The 10387-nt window shown below is 70.5% G+C and carries 12 protein-coding genes; 7 read left to right on the top strand and 5 right to left on the bottom strand.

Annotated features, from left to right (window positions below; translation table 11 throughout):
- Positions 1–1228, top strand: a 1228-nt coding sequence (locus tag DXK32_RS17965) for a hypothetical protein (RefSeq protein ID WP_162801237.1), incomplete at its 5' end; no start/stop codon positions are given.
- A gap of 7 nt (positions 1229–1235) precedes the next feature.
- Here DXK32_RS17965 and DXK32_RS17960 read toward each other — a convergent pair.
- Together DXK32_RS17960 and DXK32_RS32240 are read right to left on the bottom strand one after the other, a co-directional pair.
- A complete protein-coding gene (locus tag DXK32_RS17960; RefSeq protein WP_114859771.1) occupies positions 1236–1457 on the bottom strand; it encodes a hypothetical protein in 222 nt (73 codons plus the stop codon).
- Between the two features lie 73 nt (positions 1458–1530).
- Positions 1531–1689, bottom strand: a complete 159-nt coding sequence (locus DXK32_RS32240; protein WP_162801236.1) for a hypothetical protein — start codon at positions 1687–1689, stop codon at positions 1531–1533.
- A gap of 229 nt (positions 1690–1918) precedes the next feature.
- On the opposite strand from DXK32_RS32240, the gene DXK32_RS17955 reads away from it, so the two are divergent.
- From DXK32_RS17955 to DXK32_RS17935, 5 genes are all read left to right on the top strand, one after another.
- Entirely contained in the window at positions 1919–3526 is a 1608-nt protein-coding gene (locus DXK32_RS17955) for an ABC transporter substrate-binding protein (RefSeq protein ID WP_114859776.1), read from the top strand.
- 189 nt (positions 3527–3715) lie between these two features.
- On the top strand, positions 3716–4735 hold the full coding sequence (locus DXK32_RS17950; protein WP_114859770.1) for an ABC transporter permease: 1020 nt from the start codon (positions 3716–3718) through the stop codon (positions 4733–4735).
- A complete protein-coding gene (gene nikC / locus DXK32_RS17945; protein WP_432612353.1) occupies positions 4735–5643 on the top strand; it encodes a nickel transporter permease in 909 nt (302 codons plus the stop codon). Before DXK32_RS17950 ends, nikC begins: the two co-directional genes overlap by 1 nt.
- 11 nt (positions 5644–5654) lie before the next feature.
- Complete coding sequence (locus DXK32_RS17940) at positions 5655–6638, top strand: ABC transporter ATP-binding protein (RefSeq protein WP_114859768.1); 984 nt, start codon at positions 5655–5657, stop codon at positions 6636–6638.
- Positions 6635–7411 (top strand): ABC transporter ATP-binding protein, encoded by a 777-nt coding sequence (locus DXK32_RS17935; protein ID WP_114859767.1) that lies wholly within the window; start codon positions 6635–6637, stop codon positions 7409–7411. The genes DXK32_RS17940 and DXK32_RS17935 overlap by 4 nt, the downstream gene beginning before the upstream one ends.
- 4 nt (positions 7412–7415) lie before the next feature.
- Here DXK32_RS17935 and DXK32_RS17930 read toward each other — a convergent pair whose 3' ends face one another.
- From DXK32_RS17930 to ybaK, 3 genes are all read right to left on the bottom strand, one after another.
- On the bottom strand, positions 7416–7931 hold the full coding sequence (locus DXK32_RS17930) for a MarR family winged helix-turn-helix transcriptional regulator (protein ID WP_114859766.1): 516 nt from the start codon (positions 7929–7931) through the stop codon (positions 7416–7418).
- Between the two features lie 104 nt (positions 7932–8035).
- A complete protein-coding gene (locus tag DXK32_RS17925; RefSeq protein ID WP_114859765.1) occupies positions 8036–8947 on the bottom strand; it encodes a DMT family transporter in 912 nt (303 codons plus the stop codon).
- A 123-nt stretch (positions 8948–9070) separates the two neighbouring features.
- The gene (ybaK, locus tag DXK32_RS17920) at positions 9071–9553 is read right to left on the bottom strand and encodes a Cys-tRNA(Pro) deacylase (RefSeq protein ID WP_114859764.1); all 483 of its coding nucleotides are present in this window, start codon (positions 9551–9553) and stop codon (positions 9071–9073) included.
- Between the two features lie 236 nt (positions 9554–9789).
- On the opposite strand from ybaK, the gene DXK32_RS17915 reads away from it, so the two are divergent.
- Positions 9790–10380 (top strand): helix-turn-helix domain-containing protein, encoded by a 591-nt coding sequence (locus DXK32_RS17915; protein WP_114859763.1) that lies wholly within the window; start codon positions 9790–9792, stop codon positions 10378–10380.
- The last annotated feature ends 7 nt before the right edge of the window (positions 10381–10387 follow it).

The following is a 10387-nucleotide window of genomic DNA, read 5'->3' as shown; positions in this document are numbered from 1 at the left end:
GGCCGATGTGGCGGTGACGGGCTATGGCCGGGCGGCACGGCTGCGTCCGGGGGATGGGGCGGCGCTGAGCAACCTCGCCATGGCGGTCTTGCAGGCCAGCGGCGCCCTGCCGGAGTTTCCCCGCGCCGACCGCCTGGAGGCAAGCTGGGGCGAACCGCTCGCCCGCGCGCTCGACCTGTTCCTGGCGGCGCTGGAGCGTGGGGCGGGGGAGGTGGCGGAGGCGGCGCTGTTCCGCACCGCCGTGCTGACCATCCACCGCGGCATGCTGGACGACGGGCGGCTGGAGCGGATCGCCGGGCGGGCGCGGGACCGGCTGCGCCGGGTGCCGGCCGATGGCGCGGCGGCGGCCTGCATCGCCCATGGTCTCTACCGGCGGGGCCGGCTGGTGGCCGCCTCGCGCCTCGCCCGGCGATACTTGCGCGACTGGTCGGATGAGGCGATCCGTGCCGACCCGCAGGCGGCGAAATGGCGGCAGGTCGATGCGCGCCCGGTCTTCCTCGATGCGCTCGCCGGGTATCGGCCGTGCATCGCCGAGGCGGGGGAACGGTCGATGCCGGTTCCGCCCACGGCGGGTGGTGGCGCGATCCTGCTGGTCAGCGTCGATTCCGGCTATTGGCGGCGCTTCGGCGATTGGTTCCTCTCCCATGCGCTGAAGGACGCGCCGGGCGACCGCGTGCATGTCCACATCGTCAACCCCGGCGCGGCGGACCGCGCCGATCTCGACCGCCGCTGCGCCGCCCAGCCGGGGCGGCTGTCCTGGTCGCTGGAGCGCATCGACCTGCCCGTCCACGCGCCGGGGGCGGAGACGACCTATTACGCCTGCGCGCGCTTCTTCGTGGCCCTGGACCTGCTGGAGCGGACGGGGGCGCCGGTCTTCATCACCGACATCGACGCCCGTTGCACGGCTCCGCTTCCGTCGGATCTGCGCGACGGGGCGGGCTGGGACCTGACGATCATGCGCGACCGCCGCGCCCGTGGGCCGTTCGACGACATCATCGTGAGTTTTTTCGGCGTCGCGCCGAGCGTGGCGGGGCGGGAGTTCCTCGGCCTCGTGTGCGCCTACATCGGCTGGTTCTTCGACCGCGGCGAGGCGGCCTGGACGCTCGACCAGGCCGCGCCCTACGCGGTTCTCCATGACTGGGCGCGGCGCGGGCGAACGCCGCGGCTGCGGGAGCACGCATTCCTGCGCCTGCCCTGGTTCGATTTTCCGGTGAAGGGCGAGGAGTGACGGGCCGCTACGCCGCCTGGACGCTGTTGTCCTTCCGCCGGGACAGCTGCAACTGGCCGTCCAGGCACTTCACGTAGGTGGTCTTGCCGGCCTTCAGGTTGTCGCAGACGGTGACCAGCGCCCGCGGGATGGCCGCGAATTCCTTCGAGCCGCGCGACTGCGTGTTGTAGGCGGCGAGGTGCTGGCGCAGTCCGTCCTTCGACACCGGCTTTCCGTCGTTCCCGATCATGGTCGTCCCCGCGCGTGTGGTTGTTAGCCGCCGAAGCTACGCGGGGACGGTGCCGGACTCAACGCTCGCCATGTCAACCTTTGGCATCGTCCGCCGGCTGATCCGCCGGTTTCCCGCCGTCGCCGGTCCAGTCGTCGGTGATGTAGCGCTGCGCGTCGCTGATTTTTTCCACCTCGTCGCGGCTCGGCGGCTTGGGCACGCGTGACTGGCCGTTCTCGTGGTCCTGGTCCATGGGTCCTCCATCGCTTCGCCAGTGATGTGGACGGACGGGCGGGATCGGCAAGCCTGTTGCGGACCGGGTTAAGGCGTTCGCGTTCGGTCGCGGGGGGCCGCTATGACCGCCGCCCGCTTGACAGGCGAACCCGCGCCGCCGGATCATCCGGCCGTTAACCGCTAAGAATTCCAAAGAGAATTCGCCCCGTCCGGGGTCGTTCCGGGATCACGCAGGGAGTATGGGAACCATGAACACGCTCGCGCGCCGTCTGGCCGGCGCCGCCCTTCTGTCCGCCGGTCTTTCCTTCGGCCTTGCGGCCACGCCGGTCCTGGCCGACACGCCGAAGGACACGCTGGTCATGGCCTGGCAGTTCGACGACATCGTGACGCTCGATCCCGGCGAAATCTTCGAGCTGTCGGGGGCCGAATACGGCGCCCAGGTCTATGACCGGCTGATCCGCTTCGACGTCAACGACGTCAGCAAGATTTACGGGCAGGTCGCGGAAAGCTGGACCGTCTCCGACGACGGCAAGACCTTCACCTTCACCATCCGCGACGGCATCAAGTTCCACTCCGGCAACCCGCTGACGGCGGAGGACGTGGCCTACTCGCTCCAGCGCGCCGTGAAGATGAACAAGGGGCCGGCCTTCATCCTGACCCAGTTCGGCCTGACGCCGGAGAACGTCGAGCAGAAGGTCCGCGCGACCAACCCGCGCACCCTGGTCTTCGAGACGGACAAGACCTACGCCCCGACCTTCGTCCTCTACTGCCTGACCGCCGACGTCTCCGGCGTGGTCGATGCCAAGCTGGTCAAGAGCAAGGAGGTCAACGGCGATTTCGGCGCCGCCTTCCTGAAGACCAACTCCGCCGGGTCCGGCCCCTTCGTGCTGCGCCAGTGGAAGGCCAGCGAGCTTCTGTCGCTGGAGGCCAACGCCAACTATTGGGGCGGCGCCCCGGCGGTGAAGCGCGTGCTGATCCGCCACATCGCGGAGCCGGCGACCCAGCGCCTGCTGCTGGAGAAGGGCGACGTCGACGTGGCCCGCAACCTGAAGCCGGAGCAGTTCGAACCGCTGCGCGGCAACGACAAGATCCGCATCGTCCAGGCGCCCAAGGGCACGCTCTATTATTTCGGCCTGAACCAGAAGAACGAGGTGCTGGCCAAGCCCGACGTGCGCAAGGCCTTCAAGTACGCCGTGGATTACGACGGCATGGCGAAGACCATCATGAACGGCCTCGGCACCGTCCATCAGGCCTTCCTGCCCAAGGGCTTCCTCGGCGCGCTTGAGGAGAACCCGTACACGTACGACCCGGCCAAGGCGAAGGAGCTGCTCCGCCAAGCCGGCTATCCGGACGGCATCACGGTGACGATGGACGTCCGCAACACCTCGCCCAGCATGGACATGGCCCAGGCCATCCAGGGCAGTGCCGCGGCGGCGGGCATCAAGATCAACCTGCTGCCGGCGGACGGCAAGCAGGTGGTCACCAAGTACCGCGCCCGCAACCACGAGGCGCTGCTGTACCAGTGGGGCGCCGACTACCAGGACCCGAACACCAACGCCGACACCTTCGCCGCCAACCCGGACAACGCCGACGATGCGAAGGCCAAGCCGCTGTCCTGGCGCAACGCCTGGGACATCCCCGAGCTGACCAAGAAGACCGCCGCCGCGGTGGAGGAGCGCGACACCGCCAAGCGCGCGGCGATGTACCAGGAGCTTCAGCGCGAGGTTCTGGAGACCTCGCCCTTCGTCATCATGTTCCAGCAGACCGAGGTGATCGCGGAGCGCAGCAACGTCGAGGGGCTGGTCTGGGGGCCGAGCTTCGACAGCAACTACTACTGGAAGGTCAGCAAGAAGTAAGGCGGGCTTTATCCTTCCCGATACGTCTTCCCCTCTCCCCCCTGGGGAGAGGGTTAGGGTGAGGGGGACTCGCACGGCCCGGACCTTCGGCAAAAGCGAACCCCCCTCACCCTCCCCTCTCCCCAGGGGGGAGAGGGTTTTTGCTTCAAACTCGGGTGAAACTTGGCCGCTATCTTGAAACGACCGGGGATGCCGGGGCGGCGTCATGCGATTCGCGGGGCGGGGTTGCTCGTCTCGGTGGCGCTGACCGTCCTCGGCCTTCTGCTCGTCACCTTCCTGATCGGGCGCGTGGTGCCCATCGACCCGGTGATCGCCGTGGTCGGCGACCGCGTGTCCGCCGACACCTACGCCCGCGTCCGGCAGGAGCTGGGGCTGGACCTGCCGCTGTGGCAGCAGTTCCTGCGCTACGTCGGCGACGTGATCCAGGGCGATTTCGGCACCTCGGTGCTGACCTCCCGCCCGGTGCTGGAGGACATCCTGCGCGTCTTCCCGGCGACGCTGGAACTGGCGACCGCCGCGCTGGTCGTCGGCGTTCTGCTGGGCATCCCGGCGGGGGTGATGGCCGCCGTCCACCGCGGGCGCTGGCCGGACCATCTGATCCGGGTGATCGGGCTGATCGGCCATTCCATTCCGATCTTCTGGCTGGGGCTGATGGCCCTGCTGGTCTTCTACGCGCGGCTCGACTGGGCGCCGGGGCCGGGGCGGGTGGACGTCTTCTACGAAGGGCTCGTCGATCCGGTGACGGGAATCATCACGGCGGACGCGCTGCTGGCCGGAGAAACCGACGTGTTCTGGAACGCGCTGCACCATCTGGTGCTGCCGGCGGGCATCCTCGGCCTCTACAGCGTGGCCTACATCGCGCGCATGACGCGCAGCTTCATGCTGGACCAGCTCCGCCAGGAATACATCACGACGGCCCGCGTCAAGGGCATGTCCGAGGCGCGGGTGATCTGGCGCCACGCGCTGGGCAACATTGCCGTGCCGCTGACCACGGTGGTGGCGCTGTCCTACGCCTCGCTGCTGGAGGGGTCGGTGCTGACGGAGACGGTGTTCGCCTGGCCGGGGCTGGGGCTCTACATCACCAACTCCCTGCTGTCGGCGGACATGAACGCGGTGCTGGGCGGCACGCTGGTGGTGGGGGCGGTCTTCATCGGCCTGAACCTGCTGTCCGACCTGCTGTACCGCCTCCTCGATCCGAGGGCTCGATGATGCACACCACCGAAAACGGGCTGCGGGCGTGGCTGACGGCGGAGACGCCGCACTCCCGCGGGCAGGCCCGGCTGGGCCGGGTCTATCTGGGCTGGCTGGCCTTCGCGCGCAACCGGCTGGCGATGATCGGGCTGGGCATCGTGCTGCTGCTGGTGCTGATGGCGGCGCTGGCCCCGCTGCTCGCCCCCTACGATCCCTACACGCAGGATCTGTCGCAGCGGCTGCTGCCGCCGAGCGCGGCGCACTGGCTGGGCACCGACGCCTTCGGGCGGGACATCCTGTCGCGCATCCTCTACGGCTCCCGCCTGACGCTGATGATCGTGGCGCTGGTCGCGGTGACGGCGCCGGTGGCCGGGCTGCTGATCGGGACGGTGGCGGGCTATCTCGGCGGCTGGGTGGACGGGGCGCTGATGCGCGTCACCGACATCTTCCTGGCCTTTCCGAAGCTGATCCTGGCGCTGGCCTTCGTCTCGGCGCTGGGACCGGGCATCGAGAATGCCATCATCGCCATCGCGATCACCAGCTGGCCGCCCTACGCCCGCATCGCGCGCGCCGAGACGATCACCATCCGCAAGAGCGACTTCATCAGCGCGGCCCGGCTCCAGGGCGCCTCGACGCCGCGGATCATCCTCGGCCATGTGGTGCCGCTCTGCTCCTCCTCGCTGATCGTGCGGGTGACGCTGGACATGGCGGGGATCATCCTGACGGCGGCGGGGCTGGGCTTCCTCGGCCTCGGCGCGCAGCCGCCCGCCCCGGAATGGGGCGCGATGATCGCCACCGGGCGCCAGTATGTGCTGGAGCAGTGGTGGGTCGCCACCATGCCCGGCATCGCCATCTTCGTGGTCAGCCTGGGCTTCAACCTGCTGGGCGACGGCCTGCGCGACGTTCTGGACCCGAAAGGCCAATGAGCCAACCGCCAATGAGCGACAAACCTCTGCTGGAGGTCGAGAACCTCCGCATCTCCTTCCCCACCCGGACGGGCGTGACGCAGGCGGTGCGCGGCGTCTCCTTCACCGTGGGCCGGGAAAAGCTGGGCATCGTCGGCGAGTCCGGCTCCGGCAAGTCGATGACCGGGCGGGCCATCCTGCGGCTGGTCCCGCCGCCCGGCATCGTCACCGCCGACCGGCTGCGCTTCCAGGGCGAGGACCTGCTGACCCTGCCGGAGAAGCGGCTGCGCGGCATCCGCGGGCGGCGCATCTCCATGGTCATGCAGGACCCGAAATTCTCGCTGAACCCGGTGATGACCATCGGCGCGCAGATCGCCGAGGCCTACCGCGTCCATTCCAGCGCCGGCACGGCGGAGGCGAAGCGGCGCGCGCTGGAGATGCTGGAGGCCGTGCGCATCCGCAACCCGGAGCGCGTCTACGGCCTCTACCCGCACGAGGTGTCGGGCGGCATGGGCCAGCGCATCATGATCGCCATGATGCTGATCCCCAACCCCGACCTGCTGATCGCCGACGAGCCGACCTCGGCGCTCGACGTCACGGTGCAGATGCAGGTGCTGGCGATCATGGACGAACTGTGCTCCAGCCGCGGCATGGGGATGATCTTCGTCAGCCACGATCTGAACCTCGTGGCGTCCTTCTGCGACCGCATCCTGATCATGTACGCCGGCCGTGTGGTCGAGACCTGCCGCGCGTCGGAGCTGCACGCGGCCAAGCACCCCTACACCCGCGGCCTGCTCGACAGCCTGCCGCGCCTGGACGACACGCGGGCGGAGCTGCCGGTGCTGGCGCGCGACCCGTCCTGGCTGGAGGGCGTTTCTCCCTCTCCCCCCCGGGGAGAGGGTCGGGGTGAGGGGGCGTCGGCATCGCCGGAAGGTTCGGGAAAAGCGCAACCCCCTCACCCTAACCCTCTCCCCAGAGGGGAGAGGGGACATGGTCCGGCGGAGGGCGGGCGATGATCGACGTCAAGGATCTGCGCGTCACCTTCGGCCATGGCGCCGACGCGGTGGCCGCCGTGCAGGGGGTGTCCTTCGCCGTGCGGGAGGGCGAGAGCTTCGGGCTGGTCGGCGAATCGGGCTCGGGCAAGTCCACCGTGCTGCGCGCCGTCGTCGGGCTGAACCACGACTGGACCGGGTCCATCGCCGTGGCCGGCGCCGCGCAAAGCCGGCGCCGCGAGAAGGGCTTCTTCAAGTCCTGCCAGATGGTCTTCCAGGACCCTTACGGCTCGCTGCACCCGCGCCACACCATCGACCGCATCCTGGCCGAGCCCATCGCCATCCACGGCCTGCGCGACGCCGACGCGCGGATCGACCGGGTGCTGCGCGACGTCGGGCTGGGGCCGCAGTTCCGCTTCCGCTACCCGCACCAGCTCTCCGGCGGCCAGCGCCAGCGCGTCGCCATCGCCCGCGCCCTGGTGCTGGAGCCGCGCGTGCTGCTGCTGGACGAGCCGACCTCGGCGCTCGACGTGTCGGTGCAGGCGGAAATCCTCAACCTGCTGAAGCGGCTGCGGGCGGAGCACGCGCTGACCTACGTGCTGGTCAGCCACAATCTGGCGGTGGTCGCCACCATGTGCGACCGGCTGGCCGTGATGAACCGCGGCCGCATCGTCGAGGAGATGGACGTGGAGGCCCTGCGCCGGGGCGCGGCGCGGGAGGACTACACCCGGCAGCTCCTGCGCGCCAGCCAGGGCTACGACCGCGCGGCGGCGGACAGCTTCAAGGACTTCGCGTAGGCGCTCAGTCGTCTTCCGAGGGCTGCGGGGCGGGGCGGGCGGCCAGCGCGTCGGCCCGCGCCTGGAGCTTGGCCAGCAGATCGTCGAGCTGGCCCATCTCCCCCTCCGTCAGGGCGTCGGTCAGCTCCCGCTCGTAGGCCAGGGCGAGGGGGACGATCTCCGTGTAGATCGCCAGCGCCTTCGGCGTCAGGGTCAGCTGCGCCTTGCGGCGGTCGGTGGCGCCCGATTCGCGCAGGATCAGGCCCGAATCGAGCATCCGGCTGATCGCCCGGCTGACCTGCACCTTGTCCATGGCGGTGCGCTGGGCGATCTCCCCCGCGCTCAGCGTCTCGCCGCCGCCCAGCACGGCGATGACCCGCCATTCCGGGATGGTGATGCCGAATCGCTTCTCGTACAGCTTCGCCACCGTGTGGCTGACCGTGTTGGACAGCACCGCCAAGCGGTAGGGCAGGAAGCGGGTCAGATGCAGCAGCGGCGCGGCGGAATCGGCGCCGGAACGCTTGCGGCGGGGGGAGGCCATGGGGTGTCGCGCCTTATCGGAATGCGGGAACCGGGAGCCGGTTTCTCCATCCTGCCCCGGAAATTGGCGGACGCAACCGTTTCAGATAAAAATTTCGGTCCGCGTCAGCGGTTGACAATCAGCGCCACGCCCAGCACCGCGACGATGGCGCCCGCCCAGGCTCCGGCCCCCGGGCGCTGGCGGGTCCAGACCCACAGCATCGGCAGGATCAGCACCGGGCTGGTCGCCGACAGGGTGGCGACCACGCCGGCGTTGCCGTGGGCCAGCCCGATCAGCAGAAGCGTCATGCCCAGCCCCAGCCCGATGAAGCCGTTCACCACAATCTGAGCAAAGATGCGCGGCGTCAGGCCGGGGCCGAAGCCGAAGCGCTGGCCGGGCAGCAGCCCGCCCGCGAAGAGCAGCAGCCCCGACATGCCGACGCGCACCGCCGCCGCGGCGATGGGGTCGGCGCCCGCCGCCATCACCGGCCGGGCGATGACCGAGCCGGCGGCCTGGCAGACGGCGGCGATCAGGCAGGCGCCGACACCGACCAGCAGGCGCCCGCGCACCGACTCCCAGTCGTGGGGAACGGCGCCGGTGCCGTTGGGGACCGGGCTGGCGCGGAAGAAGATCGCCAGCATCACCCCGGCGGTGACCAGCGCGATGCCGACCGCCGTCCACGGCCCCAGCGCCTCCCCCAGCACGGCCCAGGCGAGGAGCGCTGTGATCGGCGCGTTGGTGGCGTAGATGACCGAGTTGCGGCGCGGCCCGATGCGCCCCAGCGCCCAGAACAGCGCGGTGTCGCCCATGACGATGCCGACCGCCCCGGACAGCGCCAGGATCGCCGCGCCCTGCAGGTCGAGCGTCTGCCAGCCGCCGAGCAGCGTCGCGGCGAGCGCCGTGCCGACGAAGACGATGCTCATGCGCAGGCGGTTGAAGGCGACCGATCCGATGGCCCGCACCGGGCCGATGGCGATCAGCCCGCTGGCCGCCCAGCAGAGCGCGGCCCCCAGGGCGGCGAGGTTGGCGGTCAGCATGGCGGGAGCTTCGCGGGGGCGGGGTGGGGCGCGGGGCAGGACATCGTGCCGGCACCCTATCCGGAACCCCGCCGCGGTGGTAGTGCGGCGGCGGCATGGCGGGGGTGTGGGTGGGCGGTTCGCCTACTGGACGACGATCCGCCGCACCACGGCCCTGGTGGCGCGGGCGAGATCCGCCGGGGCCAGGGCGATCTGCAGGCCGCGCCGCCCGCCGTTGACGACGATCTCCGGCAGCGCCTCGGCGCTGGAATCGATGAAGGTCGGCAGGGCCTTGCGCTGGCCCAGCGGGCTGATGCCGCCGACCATGTAGCCGGTGGTGCGCTCCGCCAGCGCGGGGTCGGCGAGATCGGCCTTCTTCGCCCCGGCGGCGGCGGCCAGCGCCTTGAGGTCCAGTTTCGCCGCGACGGGGATGACGACGCAGGCCAGCGCCTTCGGCTCCAACTGTACGATCAGCGTCTTGTAGACCACCGCCGGGTCCAGGCCCATGGCGGCGGCGGCGTGCAGGCCGATGGCGTCCGCCGAGGGGTCGTACTCATACTCCATCAGGCGGTGGGCAACCCCCGCCGCCTTCGCCGCGTTCACCGCCGGTGTGACCTTCGCCGCCATGATGACCTTGCTCCCCCGGGCGCGGATTCGCCCTTGCGTGTCCGAACCTTAGCAGACCGTCCGGGCGAGGGGGAGAGGCTGGCGGCGGGAGGGGCGCCTTGCCGCGGTGCACCCCTTTCGACGGCGCAATTTTGCCCAAATTGCGCCGGTGTTCATGCCAACGCGCCTTGGACAGACGGGCCGCCTGCCGCGATTCTGAGCGCCGGCCCGTTTCCCGGTCGGAGAGTTGGAGAATCATGGTCCCACGCACGCTGCTTGTCGTCGATGACGATCCCACCCTGGAAGGCCGGGTCCAGGACGCCCTGCCGGTGTGCCGGATCGTCGCCGCGGGCGGCGTGGCGGACGCGCTGGAGGCGGTGCGGGCGCACCGGCCCCCGGTGGTGGCCCTATCGGTCGATCTGGCCCAACTGGCGGAATCGCCGAACGGCGGCGGCGGTGATGGTCTGGACGCCCTGTCGCTGATCCTGGGCGAGGCGCCCTCGATCAAGGTCATCGCGCTCGCCCCGTACGACCAGCGGGTGCTGGCGGTGCGCGCGGTGGCCCGCGGCGCCCACGAGGTGTGCGGCAAGCCGATCGACGCGCAGGAACTGGCCGGGGTGGTGCAGCGCGCCTTCCGACGCGCCGACCTGGAGCTGGAGGGGCGCCGGCTGGCCACCGGGGACGCTCCGCCGACCCTGCGCGTCCTGCGTGACGAGACGGAGCGGCGCGCCCTGCTCGATTCGCTGGCCCGCTCCGGTGGCAACCTGTCGGCGACGGCGCGCCTGCTCGGGGTCAGCCGCCCGACGCTCTACAGCCTGCTGCGCCAGCACGGCATCCGCGCCGATTAGCGTGGGC

The organism is Azospirillum brasilense (assembly GCF_003349955.1).
GTDB classification, from domain to species: domain Bacteria; phylum Pseudomonadota; class Alphaproteobacteria; order Azospirillales; family Azospirillaceae; genus Azospirillum; species Azospirillum brasilense_B.
The sequence above is the reverse complement of the archived record's forward strand: the minus strand, read 5'-3'. Positions and strand labels throughout refer to the sequence as shown.